Annotated in this window: 22 protein-coding genes and 3 pseudogenes; 17 read left to right on the forward strand and 8 right to left on the reverse strand. The window is 60.4% G+C overall.

The genetic code is table 11. The features are described 5' to 3' along the window. The first annotated feature begins 7 nt into the window (after positions 1-7). Together HV744_RS21275 and HV744_RS21280 are read left to right on the forward strand one after the other, a co-directional pair. Positions 8-721 carry a YoaK family protein gene (locus HV744_RS21275; RefSeq protein WP_246279137.1) on the forward strand — a complete coding sequence of 238 codons (714 nt, stop codon included), beginning with the start codon at positions 8-10 and terminating at the stop codon, positions 719-721. Positions 722-857: 136 nt separating this feature from the next. Continuing rightward, positions 858-2,321 (forward strand): alginate export family protein, encoded by a 1,464-nt coding sequence (locus HV744_RS21280; RefSeq protein WP_175151382.1) that lies wholly within the window; start codon positions 858-860, stop codon positions 2,319-2,321. A 524-nt stretch (positions 2,322-2,845) separates the two neighbouring features. Here HV744_RS21280 and HV744_RS21285 read toward each other — a convergent pair. After that, a complete protein-coding gene (locus HV744_RS21285; RefSeq protein WP_175151383.1) occupies positions 2,846-3,163 on the reverse strand; it encodes a DUF4148 domain-containing protein in 318 nt (105 codons plus the stop codon). A 342-nt stretch (positions 3,164-3,505) separates the two neighbouring features. Continuing rightward, positions 3,506-4,459, reverse strand: a complete 954-nt coding sequence (locus tag HV744_RS21290) for a LysR family transcriptional regulator (RefSeq protein WP_175151384.1) — start codon at positions 4,457-4,459, stop codon at positions 3,506-3,508. A gap of 89 nt (positions 4,460-4,548) precedes the next feature. Here HV744_RS21290 and HV744_RS21295 point away from each other — a divergent pair, with 89 nt between their 5' ends. The 5 genes and pseudogenes from HV744_RS21295 to HV744_RS21315 form a co-directional block, all read left to right on the forward strand. After that, positions 4,549-5,304, forward strand: coding sequence for an SDR family oxidoreductase (locus HV744_RS21295; protein WP_175151385.1), 756 nt, complete (start codon positions 4,549-4,551; stop codon positions 5,302-5,304). Positions 5,305-5,403: 99 nt separating this feature from the next. Continuing rightward, positions 5,404-6,039, forward strand: coding sequence for a glutathione S-transferase family protein (locus tag HV744_RS21300; protein WP_246279138.1), 636 nt, complete (start codon positions 5,404-5,406; stop codon positions 6,037-6,039). Between the two features lie 84 nt (positions 6,040-6,123). Continuing rightward, positions 6,124-6,489, forward strand: coding sequence for a nuclear transport factor 2 family protein (locus HV744_RS21305; RefSeq protein ID WP_175151386.1), 366 nt, complete (start codon positions 6,124-6,126; stop codon positions 6,487-6,489). A 77-nt stretch (positions 6,490-6,566) separates the two neighbouring features. Further along, positions 6,567-6,809: pseudogene (locus HV744_RS21310) on the forward strand (flavodoxin domain-containing protein); the annotation flags it as partial. A gap of 43 nt (positions 6,810-6,852) precedes the next feature. Beyond that, positions 6,853-7,212: pseudogene (locus HV744_RS21315) on the forward strand (IS6 family transposase); the annotation flags it as partial. Here the strand turns inward: HV744_RS21315 and HV744_RS21320 are convergent. Next, a pseudogene (locus HV744_RS21320) lies at positions 7,212-8,651 on the reverse strand (cytochrome ubiquinol oxidase subunit I). The pseudogenes HV744_RS21315 and HV744_RS21320 overlap by 1 nt on opposite strands. Before the next feature lie 603 nt (positions 8,652-9,254). Here HV744_RS21320 and HV744_RS21325 point away from each other — a divergent pair. Then, positions 9,255-9,515, forward strand: a complete 261-nt coding sequence (locus HV744_RS21325) for a hypothetical protein (RefSeq protein ID WP_175151387.1) — start codon at positions 9,255-9,257, stop codon at positions 9,513-9,515. 224 nt (positions 9,516-9,739) lie between these two features. On the opposite strand, the gene HV744_RS21330 is transcribed toward HV744_RS21325, so the two are convergent. The 3 genes from HV744_RS21330 to HV744_RS21340 are packed head-to-tail and all read right to left on the reverse strand — an operon-like array spanning position 9,740 to position 12,723. Then, positions 9,740-10,408: a response regulator transcription factor gene (locus HV744_RS21330; protein WP_175151388.1), complete on the reverse strand. Its 669-nt coding sequence runs from the start codon at positions 10,406-10,408 to the stop codon at positions 9,740-9,742. 24 nt (positions 10,409-10,432) lie between these two features. Then, complete coding sequence (locus HV744_RS21335) at positions 10,433-10,804, reverse strand: response regulator (RefSeq protein ID WP_175151389.1); 372 nt, start codon at positions 10,802-10,804, stop codon at positions 10,433-10,435. Continuing rightward, positions 10,804-12,723 (reverse strand): PAS domain-containing sensor histidine kinase, encoded by a 1,920-nt coding sequence (locus HV744_RS21340; RefSeq protein WP_175151390.1) that lies wholly within the window; start codon positions 12,721-12,723, stop codon positions 10,804-10,806. Before HV744_RS21340 ends, HV744_RS21335 begins: the two co-directional genes overlap by 1 nt. A gap of 626 nt (positions 12,724-13,349) precedes the next feature. Here HV744_RS21340 and HV744_RS21345 point away from each other — a divergent pair. The 5 genes from HV744_RS21345 (at position 13,350) to HV744_RS21365 (ending at position 15,213) form a co-directional block, all read left to right on the forward strand. Beyond that, positions 13,350-13,862 (forward strand): hypothetical protein, encoded by a 513-nt coding sequence (locus HV744_RS21345; RefSeq protein WP_175151391.1) that lies wholly within the window; start codon positions 13,350-13,352, stop codon positions 13,860-13,862. Positions 13,863-14,038: 176 nt separating this feature from the next. Then, the gene (locus tag HV744_RS38035) at positions 14,039-14,233 is read left to right on the forward strand and encodes a tyrosine-type recombinase/integrase (protein ID WP_281363661.1); all 195 of its coding nucleotides are present in this window, start codon (positions 14,039-14,041) and stop codon (positions 14,231-14,233) included. A 99-nt stretch (positions 14,234-14,332) separates the two neighbouring features. Further along, positions 14,333-14,569, forward strand: coding sequence for a FitA-like ribbon-helix-helix domain-containing protein (locus tag HV744_RS21355; RefSeq protein ID WP_175151392.1), 237 nt, complete (start codon positions 14,333-14,335; stop codon positions 14,567-14,569). Further along, positions 14,556-14,972, forward strand: coding sequence for a type II toxin-antitoxin system VapC family toxin (locus tag HV744_RS21360; protein ID WP_175151393.1), 417 nt, complete (start codon positions 14,556-14,558; stop codon positions 14,970-14,972). Before HV744_RS21355 ends, HV744_RS21360 begins: the two co-directional genes overlap by 14 nt. 70 nt (positions 14,973-15,042) lie before the next feature. Further along, on the forward strand, positions 15,043-15,213 hold the full coding sequence (locus HV744_RS21365) for a hypothetical protein (protein ID WP_175151394.1): 171 nt from the start codon (positions 15,043-15,045) through the stop codon (positions 15,211-15,213). A 161-nt stretch (positions 15,214-15,374) separates the two neighbouring features. Here the strand turns inward: HV744_RS21365 and HV744_RS21370 are convergent, their stop codons facing one another. Both HV744_RS21370 and HV744_RS21375 read right to left on the reverse strand, forming a co-directional pair. Continuing rightward, positions 15,375-17,033, reverse strand: a complete 1,659-nt coding sequence (locus tag HV744_RS21370; RefSeq protein ID WP_175151482.1) for an NRAMP family divalent metal transporter — start codon at positions 17,031-17,033, stop codon at positions 15,375-15,377. A 132-nt stretch (positions 17,034-17,165) separates the two neighbouring features. Further along, positions 17,166-17,306 carry a hypothetical protein gene (locus HV744_RS21375; protein ID WP_175151395.1) on the reverse strand — a complete coding sequence of 47 codons (141 nt, stop codon included), beginning with the start codon at positions 17,304-17,306 and terminating at the stop codon, positions 17,166-17,168. A 563-nt stretch (positions 17,307-17,869) separates the two neighbouring features. Here HV744_RS21375 and HV744_RS21380 point away from each other — a divergent pair. The 4 genes from HV744_RS21380 to HV744_RS21395 all read left to right on the forward strand — a co-directional run bounded on the left by HV744_RS21380 (position 17,870) and on the right by HV744_RS21395 (position 21,810). Further along, the gene (locus HV744_RS21380; protein WP_175151396.1) at positions 17,870-18,148 is read left to right on the forward strand and encodes a metal/formaldehyde-sensitive transcriptional repressor; all 279 of its coding nucleotides are present in this window, start codon (positions 17,870-17,872) and stop codon (positions 18,146-18,148) included. An 8-nt stretch (positions 18,149-18,156) separates the two neighbouring features. Beyond that, positions 18,157-19,437, forward strand: a complete 1,281-nt coding sequence (dmeF, locus tag HV744_RS21385; protein ID WP_175151397.1) for a CDF family Co(II)/Ni(II) efflux transporter DmeF — start codon at positions 18,157-18,159, stop codon at positions 19,435-19,437. A 3-nt stretch (positions 19,438-19,440) separates the two neighbouring features. After that, positions 19,441-19,632, forward strand: coding sequence for a DUF1289 domain-containing protein (locus HV744_RS21390; protein WP_175151398.1), 192 nt, complete (start codon positions 19,441-19,443; stop codon positions 19,630-19,632). A gap of 159 nt (positions 19,633-19,791) precedes the next feature. Then, entirely contained in the window at positions 19,792-21,810 is a 2,019-nt protein-coding gene (locus HV744_RS21395; protein WP_175151399.1) for a heavy metal translocating P-type ATPase, read from the forward strand. Positions 21,811-21,915: the final 105 nt, after the last annotated feature.

The raw sequence follows: 21,915 nt of genomic DNA on the forward strand, positions 1-21,915 counted from the left end.
ACGATCGATGAAATCTGAAGACGGCGTGCTCGCCGCCATCGCGGGCTACGTAGACACGCTCAGCTTTGTTGCGCTGTTCGGGCTGTTCACCGCTCACGTCACGGGCAACTTCGTGCTGATTGGCGCTGAAGCGGCAGGCTTCGGCCAGGGCGTGTTCATGAAGCTGATGGCGTTCCCCGCATTCGTTGCAGGCGTGGTCGTCAGCAGCGTGCTTGTGAAGAGGGTCGAACCCGCGACGCCCAACCGCGCGGCGTGTGTTCTCTACGTTGTTCAGGCGGTGCTTATGCTGGCCTTTTGCCTCGCGGGTGTCGGCGTCTCACCCGTTGTGCATGCGGATAGCACGCCCGTCATCGTCTGCGGGATGATCGGTGCGGCAGCAATGGGCGTGCAGAATGCGCACGGCCGGCTTGTCCCGCGCCCCGGCGTGCCCAACACCGTGATGACCGGCAACGTGACGCAGGCCGTGCTCGACACGATCGACATCCTGTCGCGGAAGATGCCATCCGACGCACGAGCTGTGGCGCGAACGCGTCTGGGCAAGATGCTGCCGGCGATTCTGGCGTTCGCTGCAGGTGCAATTGCAGGCGCTGTCGCTTATCGGCACGCGGGGTTCTGGGCACTGCTGCTGCCGTTCGCCGCCTTGGCGTGGCTGGCGTTCAACGCACGGAACATGCGGGCGGACATGGCGGACTCCACAACAGCGACATACACCAGGCAATAGGCGAGCAGGCCCGGTCGGATTGCTTACTATCGCCGTTCGCCAGTTTCCTTGAACGGCATGTGCGGAACGCACTTCAGATATGCCCCGAAGACGTCGCGGGGATGGTATCGCACGAACTTCACGACACGGAGAAGCTATGACGCGTGTTTGGCCCAGGCGGATCGCAGGTAAGGACACCCTTGCGTATCTTTCCATTTTCGTTGCGGGGCTGGCTTTGGCGCTAAGCGACGGTGCACGCGCGGAAACGGACGAGACGACAACCGCCGATACGCCAGCCGCCGCATGCACGGCGAAGCGGCCGGTGGTGGAGTTCAACCGCTGGCAGGAAGACTGGTCTGTGCTTGCGGATAAGTGTGTGCCCCGGCAGCCCATGGACAGTCTCAAGTACATTCCGCTGGGTGGTGATCCGCATTCTTATCTATCGTTCGGCGCCAATCTTCGCGAGCGCCTGGAGGTCAACGATGCGCCGCTCTTCGGCATCGGCCCGGGACATTCGGATACCTACGTCATCCAGCGCGCGCAGGTCAGCGCCGATGCGCGTATCGGCCCGTATCTTCAGTTCTTTGCACAACTCGTGGATGCGAGGCCGTTCGGCAAGGATACGGTGACGCCTGTCGACAAGAATCCGCTCGACCTCGAGCAAGCCTTTGTGGCGTGGGTCAGTCCATTGGGGCCAGGCACGTTCAAATTCCGCGTCGGCCGCCAGGAGATGGCGTTCGACCTGCAACGGTTCATTTCGGTTCGCGATGGCCCAAACGTGCGACAGGCCTACGATGGCATCTGGGCTGATTACGAGTACCAGAAATGGCGCATCATCGGTTACCTGACGCAGCCTGTGCAGTACCGCGACGCTACGACGTTCGACGATGTCTCCAACCGGCATCTCACGTTCAGCGGCGTGCGCTTCGAGCGGAAGGACGTCGGACCCGGTGACCTCTCAGGGTACTACTCCCGGTACAACCGTTCCAATGCGCGCTTCCTGGATGCAACGGGCGACGAGCATCGCGACGTCTTCGACCTCCGGTACACCGGCAAGATAGGCCGCGCTGACTGGGATGTGGAGTCGATGTACCAGTCAGGTCACGTAGGCACCAAGACGATCAGTGCCTGGGCGGTTGGCTCTCTCGCCGGCTATACGCTCGATCTTCCCTGGACACCGCGTGTGGGCGTGCAGTTCGATGCGGCCTCGGGCGACAGGCATCCCGGCGATGGACGGGTGGAGACGTTTAACCCGCTGTTCCCGAACGGATACTACTTCACGCTCGCGAGCTACACGGGATATGCCAACCTTATCCATGTCAAGCCTTCCATCACGCTCAAGCCGACGAGTAACCTGGCGCTGCTCGGTGCGCTCGGATTCCAGTGGCGCGAGACAACGGCGGATGCGGTGTACCAGCAGGGAAGTGCCGTGGTGCCGGGAACTGCCGGACACGGCAGCCTGTGGACAGGGATGTATGTGCAACTGCGTGCTGACTGGACTATTGCGGCGAACCTGGTCGGTTCCGTCGAAGCGGTGCATTTCCAGGTGGGCGATTCGATTCGCAAAGCAGGTGGCAGTAACGCGGACTACGTTGGTGCCGAACTGAAATATGGATGGTAGCCACATCAAAAGCGTGCTGCGGCCAAGTTCATGATTTGAGCGGTCCGTGCCTTTTCCAATCCGCGTGTAGCGCCATCTGAAAGAGACACGCGCGACCTATTCAGCCTTGCTACCCATCGCGACCGGCGGCTAACCCATGCATGGAAGGCGCGGGTGTTTCGGCGCGCTTCATGGCTAAAAAGCGGTGAATCTGTGCGACCACAGCTGTCCCTTCGCCCTGGTTAGCCACCCGCTCCGCGCAGGGGGCGGCAAGCGTCCAGCGCGAAAAGCCAGGTGCGCGATCGGCCGACGACGAACTCGTGGCTTTCGGCCGTGCATCGCAGCGTCACGCCGTTTCCGTCATGATTGGATGTGTTGTCCCGCACGTATCCAATGGTGCCGTCAACACCGCGCGACCGTCCAGCAATGCTTCCACGTTGACACTCCCTGGATTGACGTTTTCCAGTTCGCTCACCCGCCCATCCGACGGGCAGGGGCCGATTGCATGCAACCAGTTGGCCCCTCGCCGGCGCGCATGACGGCGCTCACCGGTGTGCGTAGATCGACGCGGTGTCGCTCAGTGCGAGCAGTGCACCAGACTGCGAGGCACCCGACAGCGCCACACCACCAACCGCTTGCGCCGCGGGCGACGCGTCTTGTGCCGCCACCTTCGCTTCGGCAGCCTGAATGTCGGCGGGGTAGTACAGATCGGAACCACCCGGGTTGTAGCCGGCCTTCTCGACGCGGTTCAGATCTGCGCGGACTTCGGCGCGAGTGATCGGCGCGTTGCTGGCCTGCGCAAATGCGAGTGTGGGCGCGCCAAGAACGCAGGAGATCAGTACTGCAGGAAGAAGCATTTTCATGATGGTCACCTTCAGTGGGGTTAGGGGCCACATCCGGAAGAACGCAGCCTTTGAACTCTCGACGCGCATTCGCGAAGAGTTGATGTGCATTCTGTGCAGTCGCTGTTTTCCCAAGACTGACCCGTTGATTACAAGTCGGTAATCAGCTTCGCCGTTCACGTCCGCCTGCGCGCCCCCCGTCGCTCGAACCGCGCGAGCACGCAAACAGCGTGCGATTTCCAAACTCGAGGGCGATTTCTACTCCTGAATAAATATGACTTTTGCGACTTCTTGATTTCCAGGTGCGAACAATCCAGTCTGCTCCGCGTGGGCCGGCAGAAGGGGCTTTGAGGAAGGTCGAAATCAGCCGCTGCGATGGCCATGTGGTTTCCAACCCATCAGCGCCTCCGCGCTCCATTCCGCCGCAGTGAGTCTTGAGACGAAGAAATCGGCCAAGGCGCTTATCTTCGCAGGTCGCGTGCGGGCACTGGGCGTGACGAAATAAAGGCCGCCTTCGGGCAAGCGCCAGTCGGTCAGAATCGGTTCAAGCTGCTTGTCGGAAAAGTGCCGCGTCGCAACAAATTCAGGGAGTTCAGTGATGGCAAGTCCGGCGAGAACCGTGGGCAGCAACGCTTCCACACTCGTTCCTCGTAACGCCCCGGTTGGAGTGACCGCGCATTCTTCGCCGCTGTTGTGAGAAAAGCGCCAGACGTCGCGCTGGCTTCTGTTGGCGTAGGTCAGGCATTGGTGGGCGCCGAGCTCTTGCGGATGCTGCGGACGGCCATTGCGGGACAGATAGGCGGGCGATGCCACGACAAACCGGCGCACGGGCGCAATAAGACGTGCGACGAGCGACGAGTCCTCCAGGATGGCGATGCGCAGGGCAGCATCGAAGCCGTCGCCAATCAGGTCGGCCTGGGCATCCGTGAGATGCAGATCGACGGAGATCTCCGGATAGGTCTGGAAGAACTCGGGCAGCAGCGGGGCAACCCAGCGAGCGCCGAATGAGAGCGGCGCGGCAAGCTTGACGAGGCCACGCGGCCGGCTTGAGGTTTCGCGCGCGAAGTCCTCAGCTCCTTCAGCATCAGCGTAGAGCTTCGCCGCGCGCTCGGCGAGCGTATGGCCGTAATCCGTGAGCGCAAGCCGTCGGGAGGTGCGGTTGAACAGACGCCCCCCGAGCCGCTCTTCAAGGCGGGTAACAGCTCGGGAAACCGTCGCCACAGATACGCCCGTCGCCGCTGCCGCAGCAGCAAACGAGCCCTCTTCAGCGACCTTCGCGAACATCGCGAATCCTTCAAAATCCGGTAGCTTTGACATCGACAATTTTGCAACGATGGTTTTCAGTCGTTTCTATTTCGAAAACTAGCATGCTGCCATAGATTTGTCTCATCGCACAGGAGAGAGACATGGTTCGCAAACTGGAAGGAAAGATAGCCGTCGTCACCGGCGGTACAACCGGCATCGGCCTCGCCACCGTCAAGCGATTTGTTGCCGAGGGCGCGCGGGTCTTTGTGACTGGCCGTCGCCAGGCCGAACTCGACGCCGCCGTTGCGGCGATCGGGCCGCAGGCGACCGGCGTCCAGGCGGACTCCGCCAATCTCGGCGATCTCAATCGCCTCTACGAGCGCGTGAAAAAGGACGCAGGTCGCATCGATGTGCTGTTCGTCAATGCCGGCGGTGGCTCGATGCTACCCCTGGGGTCGATCACCGAAGCGCAGTATGACGACACGTTTGGTCGCAACGTGAAGGGCGTGCTCTTCACAGCGCAGAAGGCGTTGCCGTTACTGGTCGACGGTGCCTCGGTGATCCTCACCGCTTCCAACGTCAGCATCAAGGGCACGTCGGCGTTCAGCGTCTATAGCGCCTCAAAGGCCGCGGTGCGCAACTTTGCCCGGAGCTGGACGCTCGACCTGAAGTCACGCGGCATCCGCGTGAACGTCATCAGCCCGGGCCCGATCAAGACTCCTGGCCTTGTTGATCTGGCCGGACCCGATGCCGCGCAGCAGCAAGAGATGCTCGACTACATGGCCTCGACCATCCCGCTCGGACGCGTCGGTGACCCCGACGAAGTCGCGAGCGCCGCCGTCTTCCTCGCCTCTTCCGATTCGAGCTTCATCGCCGGCACCGAACTCTTCGTCGACGGTGGGCAAGCCCAGATCTGACGAGAGGTCCTGGAGCGGCCGAGCCACCCTGTTCCAGCCACTCGATTTCAACAGCATTCATGTGCCTTGACAGGCAATCAAACCACAAAGGAAATCATCATGAGCGCCATGCTCGAAGTTCACGCATTCGCCACGCCCAACAGCCTCAAAGTTCCCATCGCACTGGAAGAGATGGGCCTCGACTACCGGCTCGTTCCCGTCAACCTGCGTCAGGGCGAGCAGAAGACCGACGCCTTCAAGGCGATGAATCCCAACGCGAAAGTCCCGGTTCTCATCGACCGTTCGGATTCCGAAGACGGCGACGTGGTGCTCGGCGAGTCCGCCGCGATCCTCGTCCACCTTGCAGATAAGACCGGACAACTGCTTCCGAAGAACGGCCCCCGGCGAAGCAAGGTCTTCGAGCAGCTTTTCTTCCACGCGTCCGGCCTCAGCCCGGCGTTCCTGCAAGCTTTCCTGGTCGCGATTCAGTCATCGCCGCAACCCGACGCAAAAGCACGCGCGCTGGCGGAGGTCGATCGAACACTGGGCGTGCTCGATCATGTCCTCGAGCATCATCCATACGTTGCGGGTAACGAGTACAGCATCGCCGACATCGCCCATTTCGGGTGGGTGTGGCGTCATCAGGCGATCGGCGCGAGCCTCGACAAGTTTCCGTCCGTTGCTCGCTGGTACGGCGAAATCTCGTCGCGTCCCGCTGTCGTCACTGCCATTGCGAAGACACTCGCGCTCGCTTAGTAATGGGATGCAATCTTCCCTTCTTTAGACATCCGTATAACGTGACTTGACTCGCTGCATGGTCAATCAGAAAGGAGACGAATCATGAACGACCGTATCCACGAACTGCTTTATCGCAACCTCCAGGAAGTGTTCGGCGAAGGCGACGCAACGCGTCGTCGCGCGGCCATCGAGGAACTCTATACCGAAGATTGCGTGCTCTACGTGCCACCGGGCACATTCTCCGGGCACGACGCACTCGACAAATTCGCCGGCGATCTCCGCGCGACGCACCCGCATTTTGCTTATTCGCCGCTCGGCGAGCCTCAGGCGCTTCACAATGCCGGCCGCCTCGCCTGGGCATCCGGCCCGCGGGGCGAGGCGCCCGACTATGCGGGCCTGGATGTGATCATCGTTCGCGACGGGAAGATTGCAGCGCTCTACGTCTTCCTCGATTCCATGCCGTCCTAGCCGCGTGGTCATGCTCGTACGAGCCCATGTAGTTTCCCACCGCGACATCGCCGCATATATATAGATAGGAATTCGAAATGGCGAAAGTCATGGTTCTGTACTACTCCTCGTATGGCCACGTCGAAGCGCTGGCGGATGCCGTCGCCGAGGGTGCGCGCGCGGCGGGCGCCACGGTCGACGTCGAGCGGGTGCCGGAAACCGCACCGGAGGAGGTGGCCACGGCTGCTTACTTCAAGCTCGACCAGCATGCACCGGTTGTGACGGTGGCCGAACTCGCCAACTATGACGCTATCGTTGTCGGCACGCCGACCCGTTTCGGGGGCACTGTCAGGTTGATGGGGAAGGCGGCGGCAGAATGAAGTGATGAAGAAAACGAAATCGCTTTATCACGGTCATCGCTTCCCTGCTGTCGTCATCAGTTGCGCGGTTCGGTGGTATTTCCGGTTTAGCCTGAGCCTGCGCGACGTCGAGGAGTTGTTGCTCGAGCGTGGTATCGTGGTCACGTACGAAACGATCCGTTGCTGGTGCGGCAAATTCGGCGCTGGATTCGCCCGGTGCGCCAAAGCGGCGCGGCCCAGGCCGGGCAGCATATGGCATCTGGGCGAGATGTTCGTGACGCTGCGCGGCGAGCCGTACCTGTTGTGGCGAGCAGTCGACGAGTGCGGTGCGGAGCTCGATGTGCTGGTGCAAAAGCGGCGAGATAAGGCCGCGGCAAAGCTCTTTCAGGCGTGAATGCTGCGGTCGTCGGACGGCTGGCGCCAGCCCTTTACTCGCCAGTCTGAACCAGCGCAGTCCGCTGCGCGAATGGTCGCGGGCGGTAGAGCCGCGAGATCGGGACCGTTCTTCAGCCATTGCCGCGCGAGAAGGAAGAAGGTGACGAGCAATACGACGTCGAACGCGAAGAACATCGCCATGCTGACCGTTACGGAGGCTGCGGGCACCGTGGACACGGCTTGACTCGTTCGCATCAGTCCGTAGACAACCCACGGCTGGCGTCCTACCTCGCGTACAATCCACCCGGCCTCGACAGCCAGGTAAGGCAGCGGGATGCACAGCACCCATGCGAGCAAGAGCTTGCGCTGTGCGACAAGGTACTCGAGGCTGCCGCGTGCTTTACGCAATGCATATGCTGTCCAGAACGCGAGCAGCGTGAATGCGAAGCCGATGCCAGCCATCAGGCGGAATGCGTAGTAGAGGAGCGGCACCATAGGCGGCTGGTCGGCGCGCGGGAAGTCCGTGAGACCCCTGACCTGTCCGTGCAGCGAATGCGTTCCGAGGATGCTGAGGAATCCCGGCACTTCGATCGACCAGTCACTACGCTGCTTTTGCTGATCGGGCCAGGCAACGAGCGACCATGCGGCACCCGTGCCGGTCTTGTTGGTTTCCCAATGTCCTTCGATGGCGGCACCCTTAGCGGGTTGTGTCTCGAACACGCTGATGCCGCTCGCGTCCCCAAGCCAGACCTGAATCGGTGCAACGAAGACAAGCGCGCCTAGTGCGATCTTGAACGAACGCGCAAAGAACTCGGGATGCCGGCGGCGGAACAGGTGGTACGCGGAGATTCCCGCGATCACGAACATGCCTGTTTCGATCGCGGCCATCCACGTGTGCGAGACGCCCCACACCATGTCTGGGTTGAAGATGGCGGCCAGATAGTCCGTCACGACAATCTTTCCGTTGACGACTGCGAAGCCGGCGGGCGTCTGCATCCACGAATTGGCGACCATGATCCAGAACGCGGAAATGCCGGATCCGAGCGCCACCATCGCAGTGGCAAAGAGATGGACGCTACGTGGTACACGTCCCCAGCCGAGCATCATCACGCCGACGAATCCAGCTTCGAGCATGAACGCCATTGCGCCTTCGAAACCGAGGATGTTTCCGACGAACTGCCCACTGAACTGGGAGAAGCCGGACCTGTTTGTACCGAACTGAAACTCCATCGGAATGCCGGTGACCACGCCGACCGTGAAGTTGAGCACGAGAAGCTTGCCCCAGAAGCGGGAATGGCGGTAGTACATCACATCGCCAGTGCGGATCCACAGTGCTTCGATCAGCAGCAGGAACGCCGGGAGACTGATTGTCAGGATCGGCTACAGAATGTGAAAGACCGCGGTCATCGCGAACTGGGCGCGCGAAAGGTGGAGTACGTCGGTAAGCATGATGACCATCCTATTGCGGCAGCAACACGGCTTGCGTGGCGAAATATGGCCCGACTGTGGCGACGCGCGCCACTTTGACGGGAACTGATTTGTATAAAGGCGAGCGGTCCACCTTGAAGCTGCGAAACACGCGTTCGATGCCGTCATTGGACAACGTGACGAAAGCCGGCTATCACCGCGCTGGGTCCGATCCGTGCTTGTTCCCGGAACACGCGACGCTTCCGTGACGTTGTGTGACTGGCTACGCTAGAGCTCGTCAGCGTTGGAAGACGTCGCTCATGGACAGTAAATTTAGGCCGCCAGCGGTGCGTGACTCAATTGCACAATGGTGTAATGACACCTCGTATCGGAGGGAAAGAATGTCGTTTAATCCTGCAACCAAAGTGCAATTGCGGCTGTCCTTGGAATACCCTAAATTGGTTCCTGGATTGAAGAATCTGTGGTGGGTGCCAGCAAAACAGTCGACTTGATCAACCCGATGGACTACATGAATTTTTTCTTGCAACGAAATTCGGTGGATGTCATCGAGTTGGCGGCCAAGTCGGAGCGCTTATTCAATGCATCTGTGATTTGGATCTTTTTTAGTAGTGCTTGCCGCGACGCGTGATGATGAAAAGCAAAATTCACACTGCCATTGAACGCCGCTCCTGCGGTGCTTACATCATCGACCAGTTGCGCCACACCGCAAAATTCGTGAAGCGCACGAAACAGTGGGTCACGTTTCTCGGCGAGCCTCTGACGCTGACCGGTTACGTGATTATCGCGGTCAATGTCGCTGCCGTCCTGCTGGTCGCGATGTTGTCGACCTGCTGGGCCCGTGACGGAATCGACTGTGTGTTTCGGGTGGGCTCCTGGTTTTCGTGAGCCAGTGAAGCTCGGTATCGTGATCGACGAGGAGATGCGTTTTGTCGAGCCGTCGCTGCGTGCATGTGATGCGCTCGCGGTGGCGCCGGCCCAAAGGTGCGTTGCGTGTTGTACAGCAAGCCGATGAGCAAGGCGTCGCGAGGAAGAACCTGTTGAGCTGACGGTATGGTGACGTGATATTCAGGCTGGCGCAGCCATCGGCGTGCAGGGACGCGCCCTGCCCCTCACGCAGGTGCCCGGCTGGGATGAAGTCTTCCGGCGATGTTTACCAGTTCGGCGAGCGAGCGGGCGTCCATCTTGCGCATGACCTGCCCGCGGTGCGCCTTCACCGTGATTTCGCTGATGCCCAGTTCGGCTCCCACCTGCTTGTTCAGCAGGCCGGATACCACCAACGCCATGACTTCCCGCTCGCGTTGACTGAGTGAGGTGTAGCGATCACGGATCGACTGCATCCCGGCTTCCTCGCATAATGCCGCGCGGCTGCGCTCGATGGCGTGCCGTATGGCATCGAGCAGAACTTCGTCGTCGAAAGGTTTGGTGAAGAATTCAACCGCCCCCGCCTTCATGGCCCGCACTGTTGTCGGCACGTCGCCGTAGCCGGTGATGAAGATGATCGGCATGTCGGTGCGCTTGCATGCGATGCGCTTCTGCAGGTCAAGGCCGCTGAGATCGGGAAGACTGATATCCAGCACCAGGCAGTTCGGGACCATCGCGCGCGGGCGCCCGAGGAAGTCCTGGGCGGAAGCGAACGTCTCTGCCTTGAGACCGGTAAAACGGATCATTGCTTCGAGCGACTCGCGCACCGAGACGTCATCGTCGACGACGAAGACGACCGGCGTGGCGTGCGCGGACGACGATTCCGATTCATATTCAACTGCATTGGCTGGTGTCATTGCAAATTCCGATCGCAGGTGGTATCAGGCGGCCCCGAGGGCGGCCTGGATCGCCCTGAGCAGGGCGATGTCGATGAATGGTTTGCACAGGCATTCGACGGCACCTTTTTCAAGGATGCGCGGCCGGAGCGCCTCGTCCCCACGCGCCGTAATGAAGACGATCGGAACGGTATGCCGACGCCGCTGCAACTCGTGCTGCAGGTCTCGTCCGGACATGCCGGGCATGTCGATATCGAGGACCAGACAGTGGGCCTGGCCGATACAGTCGGAGGCCAGAAACGCCTCCGCCGACTCAAACGCCTGCGTCGCAAAGCCGAATTCGCGCAACAGGTCGGGCAGCGATTCGCGCACGGACTCGTCGTCGTCGACAACCGCGATAAGAAAGCGTTCGACCATTACGGGTTCCTCACGTTCCGCGCCGCGTCCGTACACCTCGCCTGACCCATGGCGGAAGGAAGATCAGCGGCAATTGTGCTGCCCGTTCGGTACGGGACAGACAATGAAAACGTGGCACCGTAGCCCGCGTTCGAGGAGGCCCACAGGCGGCCGCCGTGGCTCTCGATGATGCGGCGGCTCACACACAGGCCGATGCCCATACCTTCCTTCTTGGTAGTGTAAAACGCGTCGAAGAGATTGCCCACATGCTGCGGGTCGAAGCCCACGCCGGAATCGGTCACGGTGAGTGCCACGCCGTCGCAATCGTCGCGCTCGATCTTGACCAGCAACCGCCGTGGACGGTCGTCGACGCCATTCATCGCTTCCAAGGCATTGAGAAGCAGGTTCAGCACCACCTGCTGGAGCTGGACCCTGTCTCCTGTGACAGGCGGCAGGTCGTCGGCAGTTTTCAGCTGCAGCACGATCCGCCTATTGCGAATCTCGCTGCGCAGCAGATCGATAACCTCATGCGCGGCTTCGACCAGATCGACCGAGGTAGTCGTCACTGCCTTTTTCTGGAACAGCGCGCGCAGACGCACGATCACCTCGGAGGCGCGGTGTCCGTCGCGGATCGTGCGTCGCACGGTCTCGAGCGCGCCTTCCACGTTGGGCGGCTCTGCGCTCAGCATGCGCAGACCCGTGCTGGCGTTGGTCATGATGCCGGCCAACGGCTGGTTGATCTCGTGCGCGATCGAGGCCGTCAACGCTCCCAGGCTGTTGACCCGGCTCAGGTGGGCCAGTTCGGCGCGCAGCGCGAGGAGCGCGTCGTCGGACTGCCGGTGCTCCGTCATGTCCTTCACGGCGCCGATGTAGTCCAGCCGCCCCTGCGGGTCACGCGTGGCATGAGCCTGGGCGTGCAGGTACTTGACGGAGCCGTCAGGCAGCAGCAAGCGGTACTCGAACTCCACATCCATGCCATCTTGAGCCCGCTTGATCATTTCACTCAGTAGATGAAGGTCGCCAGGGTGGTATCGCGCCGCCACGACTTCCCTCGTAATCGGCGTCCCTGGCTCGATCCCAAAGATGCGATAGAGCTGCTCCGACCAGGTGATCGAGCCGCTCGCCGGGCGCCAGCAAAAGCTTCCGCTCAAACTGAGCTCCTCCACTTTGGCCATCAGCGCAGCGCTTTTCCGCAAGTGCTCGTCCGCTTGCTTGCGGTCGTCGATGTCCGTCTGCAGGAAATACCAGAGAAGGATTCGGCCCAAGTTGTCGCGCAATGGAAAGCCCTGTACGTGGAACCATCGGTAGACGCCGTCGGCACGGCGATGGCGGCTTTCGGCGTCGTAAGGCTCGCCGGAGCTGATCGACGCATGAAACCGGGCAACGACCGCTTGTCGGTCATCCGGATGGATCCAACTTGTCCAAGCCGCGTTTAACTCCTCGAATGTCGCGCCGGCGTATTCGAGCGTATGGCGGTTGGCATGGAAAACATCACCCTCCGGCGTAAAGAGCACGACCCGAGTCGGGAGGCAGTCCACGATCAGCCGAAAGCGCTGCTCGTGCGCGCGCAGCGCATCTTCGGCCCGTTTGCGGTCCTCGATTTCCGTGTTGATCCCGCACCACTTCACGACCTTGCCGACAGCGTCGAGAATGGGGCTGGCACGGCATAGAAACCAGCGATACGCGCCATCGAAACGCCGAATTCGCGCTTCGGCCTCGCTCGGCTCGCCGGAGGCGACGATGGTTCGCCAGGATTCGAGCAGCGCTGGCCGGTCATCGGGGTGGAACGCCATCTGCCAGCCCTCGCCCGACGCTTCGTGGGCGGCGAGCCCGGTATATTCACACCAGCGTCGATTGACAAACTCGGCGCGACCATCAGGGAATGCGGTCCACACCAAGCCCGGGAGCCCATCCACGGTACGACTGAGCTCGTCTTCCATCGCGGTCCTTTCCTCTCTACGTGTCAATGCGCAATTGCGGCGGAGTCCATTTAACGGCTGCGTCCTGGGCTAAACGGCGGCCGCGTTTAACCGTTATCGATGCGAGCCTCGCCAGGCGTCGGCCTAACAGTGCAAGGGATGTGCCAACTGGGCATGCGATGCGTAGGGTATTGCTTTTAAAGCAATATCCTGTCTAGCAGTGCGTATTGAAAGGAGCGGTTCGTTCGACTTTCAGAACATCAGCCCGCAGGCGCGTTCGAAGCGCGGAACGGTCCTCGGTACGAGGACCCGGTTCGGTGGAACCGCCGGGGTTGGGGAGCGGGCCGATGCGGACGACCGGCCGTGAGGATGCGTGACGTGCCGCCGCACGTCACTCTGAGCTTGCCCCCCAAAAACGAATCCCTTGCTGAGCGTTTAAACTCACGCAAGGAGAATCAAGAAGATGAACAAGACGAAGCGGGTGCGCTACACGCTCGAATTCAAGCTGGAAGCAGTTCGGCGCCGACCAACTGGCTGATATTGCGTCGTTTCCAGTAGGCGAAAGAGTGACTCAGAATAGCTTAACCGGGTTTATCAGGAACACCGGAAGTTATGGACGTGTGGTGGAGTCGACGAAAGCTAGCTCAATGGCCGAGCATGTCAAATTATATGAATATCGTGGGATAGTGTATCGCGGGGACTCCAGAAGGCCAGACCAAATACGCAGTGCGGGCGGTTTTAAGAGCCAGAACGATTTGACGCGCCCCGAGAATTTGCTGGAGGCTCAGGGGCTCGGCACCGGAATAGGGGCATCAGGCCGGTCAGGTGTGTCCGCGGCGAAGCAAATGGCCGGTGCGCTTGGCTATTGCCATCAAGGAGGTACAGGTTATGTATACATCATAGATACGAACCGTCTACCGGCAAGCGAGAATGCATATGATATGGGCGCGATTTCCGTGAACAATGGATATAGGCAACACGACGAGTCCGGCGGAGAGGTAAACGTAACCAATATACCCGTTGAAGCGATTATCGGGTCGATCCGGATAAGAAACTACGATAACGATATACCTCAGGATGAAGTGCGCAAGGACCAGGGCGAAAGCTACATAAGAGCCCAGATTGGCAGGTCCACGGCGATGAGTATTAGTTTGTTTTGATATTGGATACCAATCCACCCAAGTTAAGAAATGGAGATTTTTCAGCAAGGTTTTTGGGTCATGGATTTGTGTGGTTTGGAGGGCTCAGGTGCAAATAGGCGGCTCTGGACGAGATTTTGGCTATAAAAAGGATACCTCATCAAGCAGACAGTACGGCCTTCCAGACTGCGGGCGCAGTGTTGTTATACCTATCTCTAGCAAAATCTGGTCGCCGCACATTCGCGAGTCGGCTGCTGGCTAATGGGCATTCACTAGAAACCGTGCAGCTTCTGCTAGGGCACGCCGATCTGGGCCACGTTGAGCCATATCTTGAAGTTTTGCCACGGGAGCGGCGTGCGGCGCTAGCCGGGTTCGATGAATGGTTAGATTAAAGAAAAACACGATTCTGGCCGTTATGTCACTTACGCTATCAATGCTTGCATTCGCTCCACGCCGTGCTATCATTGATAGCAATGTGGTAAGGAGAAGTCATGGCAAACCTTTTGGTACGTGGTGTGGATGACGCGCTTGTTCAAAGCTTGCGCGAGTTGGCGGCTGCGCATGGCCGCAGTTCAGAAGCAGAGCACAGGGAAATTCTTGCCCGAGCGCTGCGGAGACCGAAGCGAAAGAGCTTTGCGGAGGTGTTGATGACGATGCCCGATGTGGGCGAAGACGCAGATTTCCAGCGCGTTGACGACGCGGGAGAGGTCGCGCGTGTATTTGATTGATACCAACGTCATCTGTGAAGCAAGGAAGCGTGATCGTGCAAACAGTGGCGTTAGAAAGTTTTTCAGGCAGGCGGCAAAGAGCGACGCGGAGATATACGTGTCGGTCGTAACTGTCGGGGAACTTCGCCGGGGCGTCGAACTGGTTCGGCATCGCGGCGACGCTGCGCAAGCAAACTTGCTCGAAACATGGCTTCAAACGATCTTAGTTGAATACGCGCAGAACATCCTCCCGATTGACGAAGACGTCGGGCAAGTTTGGGGACGTCTTCGCGTGCCGCATCCCGAGCACATCTTGGATAAGTTGATCGCGGCAACGGCTTTGATTCACGATCTAGCTGTCGTGACGCGGAACGTTGACGATTTTTCGGGGACGGGTGTTCGTCTGCTGAACCCCTTTGAATAACGGAAAAAGCATTTGGCGCTTCCGCGCGCCCCGATTGTCGGTAGGTAACCGGCCACAGGAAACGCTAAAGATGGACGAGAGAAAGAAATTTGTGGTCGAGTTGTCACAGAAGCTGCTCGGCGAAATGATCAATGGGGCGCTCGCGGCCGGAGAGCAAGTCGAGGTGCCTAAGTTCGTCGGCCATTCCGTCAAGGCAGCGGAACAACTCTTTGATTCGCTTTCCGAGCAAGGTTACTTCTAAACGAAGCCTGATCCTTGCCGCCTAGTTGAGGCGGCAACTTCACCCGCACTCGCCCGACATCCCGGAAAACTCACGTTGCAACTTCGTCGTCGGGCGACAGGCCGGTGTCGTCACTTACATCATTTTCTCGTCGGTCCGCTCAGAGAGGCGGCGCCTGCTCACTATCTTAAAAACGTCATCTGCACGACCTTCACGACCACCAGACCCGTTGCCAGCAACAGATAACCGCGTAACACGCCCATCCACACCCGATTAGCCAGCGTGAGATTCGGTGGCGGCAGTTCATCCAGCGGCGGCATGCGCCATGCGTTGCGTGCGTTTTTGGAATACTTTTGCACGGTGCTGTCGGCCGCGCTATCAGCAGGTTCACGGCGGATTCTTCGAATCCCGAGCGTTGCGGCATAGCCAACGACGGCTAGCAGCGTCCCGCCAGCGAGCACTTCGAGAATCGTCTCGCCCGAGATATCCGGGTACAGTACCGACGCGGTCAGAATGATGGACAACATCACCAGAACCCAAATGACGGCGCCCGTAAAGAGGTTGAGCCTCTTCGAGTTGACCCACGGACCCAGCACGGCCTTGTCGTTGCAGAGCAGCAGCAGGAACACCGTGGCGCTCGGCAGCAGCACGCCCGCGAGGGTTTGCACGGCCTCAGTCAGCAGGCCGAGGGGGCTGCCCGGAATCAGCACCAATGCCGCCGCAGCAGCAACGATGCCGAAGTACACCAGATAGAAACCCTTCGCATCGGATACACCGCGGTGGAGGGAGTGCCGGATCTTGAAAACGTCGCCGATGGCGTACGCAGTCGACAGCGACACCGCTGCGGCGCCAATGATGCAGGCGTCAAACAGTGCGATGGCGAAGAGGACGGCCGAGGTGCGACCCGCATATTTTTCGAGGCCTGCGATGATGTCGCCAGCGTCCGTGAAGTTCCCGAACTCGGGCCGCCCGGCGAAGAGTGCAGCGCAGAACGAAATCATCGCCACCGCGCCGATCAGCACGACTACGATGCCAATCCACAGGTCGGCTTTTTCGTACTGCATGAAGCGCGGTGTGATGCGCTTGTCTACGATATAGCTTTGCTGGAAGAACAGTTGCCACGGCGCAACGGTGGTGCCGACAATGCCGATGACAAGCAGCATCACGTCGCTCAGCTTCGAGTGCGCGGGCCAGTTCGGAATGAAGAAGTCGCGCGTCATCTGACTGACGGGTGGGTGAATCGACACCAGTACGGGAACGAGCAGCAGGCTTAGCAGGCACAGAACCACGGCGAAGCGTTCGAAACGCCGGAAGTTTCCTGTGCTGACAGCGGCCATCGTGAGCGCAGCAGCAATGCAGACCCCCAGAATCTTTTGGACACCGAAGAAGTCGAGCACGAACGTGATCCCGATGAACTCGGTCACGATGGTCAGCGCGTTGAGGATGAACAGGTCGATGACGCTGAAGGCGCCCCAGAACTTGCCGAAGCGCTCGAAGATCAGGCGCGCGTGGCCAACACCCGTTACTGCACCGAGCCGCAGCACCATTTCCTGGTTGACGAACAGCACCGGGACCAGCAGCAGCATGGTCCACAGCAGGGTGGTTCCGTAGTTCTGTCCCGCCTGGGTGTAGGTGCCGAAGGCGCCCGCATCGTTGTCGCCCACCATCACGATGAGCCCGGGGCCGAGGATGGCGAGCAGCGTACGGAAACGTGCCCACCAGCTGGTACGCGGGGCCGTGTCGTGATGGGCGATGGTGCCGAGCGCGCCCTTGATGTCGCCGATGTGGGCTTCATCGAGTACGGCGCTACGCGCTGATGAGACCTGGGATGGAGTGGACATTTTTCTTTCTGCTCTGAATCTGGTTCTTGAAAGGAAAATGCGCACCTTCGGCATACGCAAGGGCGTGCGTCATAGGGCGAAAATCGTCCGGCCGCGGCGCCGCTTGCGTATGGCGGAAAGTAACGCGAAAAATTATGAAACGAGGTTTTTGAGGCGTTGCCAGAAGGCGGCGAATCTGTGCGGCTCGGGGGCGTGCAGCGCGAGCATGGCGTCGTAGTGGACGCGTGATTCCTGGACGTGCGGCAGTTGCGAGACGAGGAGGCCGAAGTTCATGATATTTCTCCGAGCGTTTGGCTTAACGCGGTTTGCGGAAAGCCAGCGGACACGGAGGCCGGACGCGATGCGCGCGGCGACAGCGGTCTACTCGCTTTCCTCAGTTAAAAGTTGAGGTGAGCGGCATATGGGATAACTGTCACAGTCCGGCATGGGGGCTCCTTATCGGCGTTTGCAACGCACGTATTCATCCACGCGTTTGCTCGCACCGATGGTTCGAAAAGGCGCGAACAAACGCTGCCGCGAGTTGACGCTCGCGACGCGGTGCCAGGCGGACGCACGCAACGGCGGCGTCTACATGGCGCTAATCAAGGTGCACGGAGAGAAAGACTACGGCGCACCGTCTGCCTGTTGGCAGGACGGCGGCTGGGAAAAGGGAGCGCGGACGTCCTGCCGGTCAGGCAGCGAAACTGTTCGAAGGTCGACTACTGCAGGTGTCCAAGGCATGAGCCCCATTTGTCAACATTTTTGGATTGTAGCGCACCCGACATCGCAAGTATACCCCCCTACCCTATACAGGGTAGTTGATATATACTCCCCCTCCGTATCCAGGGAGGATAGCAATGAGTCACACCGTTCGCGAAAAACAGAAACTTCTCAACCGCGTCCGCCGGATCAAGGGGCAGGTTGAGGCCATCGAGCGTGCGCTTGAGGAAGAGCGCGGGTGCAACGACGTCCTGCAGCAAATCACAAGTTGCCGGGGCGCGATGAATGGTCTGCTGGCGGTGGTGCTGGAAGATCACATCCGCACCCATCTCGTCGACGCGGACCCAGTGGGTGAGCAACCCGAAGGCAGCGCGACCGAGCAGTTAATCGAAGTGGTCCACAGCTACTTCAAATAGAGGCAGATATGAGCGACTTCACCAACGCCGCCTTTGGGGCGGGGCACGACCACATCTTTCTGGGGGCGGGTCACGAAAGTAACGAGCGCAAGACATGGACTGTCATTGCGCTGTGCAGCGCGATGATGCTGATCGAAATCGTTGGCGGCAGCCTGTTCGGGTCACTGGCGCTCGTCGCCGACGGTCTTCACATGTCGACGCACGCCGGCGCGATGCTGATCGCGGCGCTGGCGTATACGTATGCGCGCAAACACGCGAGCGATTCGCGCTTCGTCTTCGGCACCGGCAAGCTCGGCGACCTGGCAGGCTTCACCAGCGCCATCGTGCTGGCGATGATCGCCCTGCTGATTGGCTACGAGGCCGTCTCGCGGTTCCTGTCGCCCGTGCAGATCCACTTCGGCCAGGCGATTCCCATTGCGGTGGTGGGCCTGCTGGTCAACATCGCCAGCGTCTGGTTGCTGAGCGGTGGCCATCATAGCCATAGCCACGGCCATGGTCACGGGCACGGGCACGGCCACGACGAACATGCTCATGAGGACGAGGTGCAGCGCGTATTTGCGCCCTCCGGCGTGTTTGCCGTGTCCATCTTCGAGGATGGCGTGCCTCCGGTTTTCCGCATCACGCCTGAGACGGAGAACTCGAAACTGCATTCATCCATTGTTTCTGTCACGACCGTGCGGCCCGATGGCGCGCGGCAATCGTTCGCGCTGGTCGACCGGGGAGGCTACTTCGAGTCACGGGAAGAAATTCCGGAGCCACACGCATTCAAGGCCATCGTCCGGCTTGAGGACGGTGAGCATGAAGTCGAATTCGAAGAACACGAGCACGGCCATGGCGACGTCGACGAAGCCGCTACCCGCGACCACAACATCCGGTCCGCGTACGTCCACGTGATCGCGGACGCGGCGGTCTCGGTGCTGGCGATCATTGGTCTGGTTCTGGCGCGCTGGTTCGGCTGGATCTGGATGGACCCGCTTGCAGGTGTCATCGGTGCGCTGGTGATTGCCAACTGGTCCTACGGGCTGATGCGCGACACTGGCGGGATTCTGCTCGACATGAACCCCGACCGCCGCATGGCGGACAATGTCCGCCATGCCATCGAAAACAACGGTGACAAGGTGCTCGACCTCCACGTGTGGCGACTCGGTCCGGGTCACATGAGTGCTGTGGTATCGGTTGCGACCAGCGAATCGCAACGTACCCCGGGCTTCTACCACGCGGCGCTCAAGCGCTTCAAGGGACTGTCGCACGTGACGGTTGAGGTGAACCCTACCCGCGCGGCGGTCTGACAGATGGCAGTCAAATCACCGTGCATCGACGTGTGCAGCTTCGATGGCAAGACCGGCTTGTGTATCGGCTGCCTACGGACGCTCGATGAGATTCGAGGCTGGAAGAAGATGACCGACCACCGGCGTCATCAGGTCATCAATGACAGGTCGCGGCGGGCAGCAAGGCTGAAGCGTGAAGTCGGGACTGTCGACTGAACGCGAATCCCGAAACGGCCTCATGGCGGAGGTTATCGAGGAGCACGTACGAACGCACATTGCCAGTCCGGCTATTACAAGCGACGCGAACGCAGCGAGGGTGCCTTCGAGCTGATCGACGTCATTCGCGCTTACCTGAAGTAACAGAAGGAATTTCCTATGAGCACGCAACACACACATTCTGGCCAGCCGGATCTGGCAGATGAAGTCGCGACACGCACCGTCACTGCCGCGGCCCACGGACACGCACATGACCACGGGCACGATCATGATGACGACTACCAGCACGACCACGAGCATGCCTTTGAGTGGCCAGAAGCGGTTCGCATCGTACTCGTTGCGCTGGCTGCGGCGGCCGTGTGGTTCCGGCTATGGGAGCCACTGACTGCGGTCAGCGTTATTGGGGTAGCGGGCCTGCTGATCGGCGGCTGGCCAATTTTCAAGGAAGCCCTCGAAAACCTGATCGCCAGACGCATGACGATGGAACTGTCGATGTCCATCGCCATCATCGCCGCGGCGGCAATTTCGGAGTTCTTCACCGCACTGATCATCACGTTATTCGTGCTCATTGCCGAAGTGCTGGAAGGCATGACCGTCTCAAGGGGGCGCCGCGCGATCAAAGATCTGCTCGATTTCCTCCCGCGCGCGGTCTCGGTGCGCCGCGCCGGCAGCGTCGCCGAGGTGGATGCCGACTCGCTGGCTGTGGGAGATGCGGTGCTGGTGAATCCCGGCGGACGCATTCCAGTGGACGGTACCGTGATTGCTGGTCACTCGTTCGTCGACCAGGCGCGCATCACCGGCGAATCACTGCCTCTGGAGAAGACGGTCGGCGCGTCGGTGTTCGCCGGATCGATCAACCAGTCTGGCGCGCTTGAAATTCGGGCAGAACGCATCGGTCGCGATACCAGTTACGGCAAGATCATCGAAGTGGTGGAACAGGCGGAGCGCTCCCGGGCTCCGGTACAGCGCCTGGCTGACCGGCTGGCGGGTTACCTTGTCTACTTCGCGCTGGGCGCGGCGGCCCTCACATATCTGCTCACGCGTGACATCCGCGCGACGATCTCGGTGGTCATCGTGGCTGGCGCATGCGGAATTGCTGCAGGTACGCCACTGGCGATCCTCGGTGCAATCGGTCGCGCGGCCCGAGCCGGCGCAATCGTCAAGGGAGGATTGTTCCTCGAGCAACTCGGGCAAGTGAACACTGTCGTGTTAGACAAGACCGGAACGCTCACCTACGGACAGCCGGAAGTGCGCGCACTGATTCCCGCTGCCGGCGTCGACCTCACTGCGTTGCTTGATGCGGCTGCCTCGGCTGAACTACGCTCGGAACATCCACTGGGCAAGACTATCGTCGCGTACGCCCAGGCGCTCGACTGCTCGCCGAAAGAACCCGCGCGCTTCGGGTACACGCCGGGTCGCGGCATCGATGCGACAGTGGATGGCGATCTGGTTCTGGTTGGCAATCGGGCTTTCATGCTTGACCACAGTATCGCTGTACCGGCCGATCTGCTGGCGGACCATCCGGACGCGTCCGAGGTATATGCGGCACGGGCCGGAACCTTGCTCGGAGCGATTGTCGTTGCCGACACCGTACGGCCCGAGGCGCGGCGAGCTATCGACGCGATTCGGGCACTGGGGATCAGGACCGTATTGCTGACCGGCGATGCGAAAGCTGCGGCAGATGTGGTTGCCGGGCAGTTGGGCATCACCGAAGTTGCAGCCGATCTGCTACCCGATGACAAGCGTCAGCGAATCAAGCGCCTGGTCGCCGAGGGGCGCACTGTCGCCATGGTCGGTGACGGGGTCAACGATGCACCGGCGCTCATTGAAGCGCACGTTGGTGTCGCGATGGGTTCCGGCACAGACGTGGCACGAGAGAGTGCAGACGTGGTGCTGCTCGGGAATGATCTGGAAAAATTCGCCAAAACGCTGACGATCGCACGCCGTACCCGCCGCATCATCTGGGCGAATTTCGTCGGCACCATCGCCGTGGATGCGTTGGGCATCGGGCTGGCAGCGGTCGGCCTTCTTAACCCTCTGGTCGCCGCGTTCATTCACGTCGCTTCGGAGTTGACGTTCATTCTTAACTCGGCGCGATTACTTCCCACTCGCTCACGCGAGCAGGACACACCGTTGCAGCCTGCATCGGCCGCAGCCGTCGCCAGCACGACGCTGTAGAGCGTCCAGACAGACCATAGCCTATGCCGACGTCAGGCGGGCGTGGCAGATTCGTCAAGATAGGGCCGTTGTGGCAACTGTTTGACGCGGAGTTGCCGAAGTCAT

It is taken from the genome of Paraburkholderia ultramafica (assembly GCF_902859915.1).
GTDB classification, from domain to species: Bacteria; Pseudomonadota; Gammaproteobacteria; order Burkholderiales; family Burkholderiaceae; genus Paraburkholderia; species Paraburkholderia ultramafica.

What these genes read in the sequence shown, in the direction of transcription:
- dmeF (WP_175151397.1), top strand. Translation starts at nt 18,157, where the DNA reads ATGAGCGACTTCACCAACGCCGCCTTTGGGGCGGGGCACGACCACATC.
- HV744_RS21380 (WP_175151396.1), top strand. Translation starts at nt 17,870, where the DNA reads ATGAGTCACACCGTTCGCGAAAAACAGAAACTTCTCAACCGCGTCCGC.
- HV744_RS21335 (WP_175151389.1), bottom strand. Translation starts at nt 10,804, where the DNA reads ATGGTCGAACGCTTTCTTATCGCGGTTGTCGACGACGACGAGTCCGTG.
- HV744_RS21365 (WP_175151394.1), top strand. Translation starts at nt 15,043, where the DNA reads ATGGACGAGAGAAAGAAATTTGTGGTCGAGTTGTCACAGAAGCTGCTC.
- HV744_RS21275 (WP_246279137.1), top strand. Translation starts at nt 8, where the DNA reads ATGAAATCTGAAGACGGCGTGCTCGCCGCCATCGCGGGCTACGTAGAC.
- HV744_RS21300 (WP_246279138.1), top strand. Translation starts at nt 5,404, where the DNA reads ATGAGCGCCATGCTCGAAGTTCACGCATTCGCCACGCCCAACAGCCTC.
- HV744_RS21290 (WP_175151384.1), bottom strand. Translation starts at nt 4,459, where the DNA reads ATGTCAAAGCTACCGGATTTTGAAGGATTCGCGATGTTCGCGAAGGTC.
- HV744_RS21370 (WP_175151482.1), bottom strand. Translation starts at nt 17,033, where the DNA reads ATGTCCACTCCATCCCAGGTCTCATCAGCGCGTAGCGCCGTACTCGAT.
- HV744_RS21345 (WP_175151391.1), top strand. Translation starts at nt 13,350, where the DNA reads ATGGCCGAGCATGTCAAATTATATGAATATCGTGGGATAGTGTATCGC.
- HV744_RS21375 (WP_175151395.1), bottom strand. Translation starts at nt 17,306, where the DNA reads ATGAACTTCGGCCTCCTCGTCTCGCAACTGCCGCACGTCCAGGAATCA.
- HV744_RS21295 (WP_175151385.1), top strand. Translation starts at nt 4,549, where the DNA reads ATGGTTCGCAAACTGGAAGGAAAGATAGCCGTCGTCACCGGCGGTACA.
- HV744_RS21390 (WP_175151398.1), top strand. Translation starts at nt 19,441, where the DNA reads ATGGCAGTCAAATCACCGTGCATCGACGTGTGCAGCTTCGATGGCAAG.
- HV744_RS21395 (WP_175151399.1), top strand. Translation starts at nt 19,792, where the DNA reads ATGAGCACGCAACACACACATTCTGGCCAGCCGGATCTGGCAGATGAA.
- HV744_RS21340 (WP_175151390.1), bottom strand. Translation starts at nt 12,723, where the DNA reads ATGGAAGACGAGCTCAGTCGTACCGTGGATGGGCTCCCGGGCTTGGTG.
- HV744_RS21305 (WP_175151386.1), top strand. Translation starts at nt 6,124, where the DNA reads ATGAACGACCGTATCCACGAACTGCTTTATCGCAACCTCCAGGAAGTG.
- HV744_RS21280 (WP_175151382.1), top strand. Translation starts at nt 858, where the DNA reads ATGACGCGTGTTTGGCCCAGGCGGATCGCAGGTAAGGACACCCTTGCG.
- HV744_RS21285 (WP_175151383.1), bottom strand. Translation starts at nt 3,163, where the DNA reads ATGAAAATGCTTCTTCCTGCAGTACTGATCTCCTGCGTTCTTGGCGCG.
- HV744_RS21330 (WP_175151388.1), bottom strand. Translation starts at nt 10,408, where the DNA reads ATGACACCAGCCAATGCAGTTGAATATGAATCGGAATCGTCGTCCGCG.
- HV744_RS21355 (WP_175151392.1), top strand. Translation starts at nt 14,333, where the DNA reads ATGGCAAACCTTTTGGTACGTGGTGTGGATGACGCGCTTGTTCAAAGC.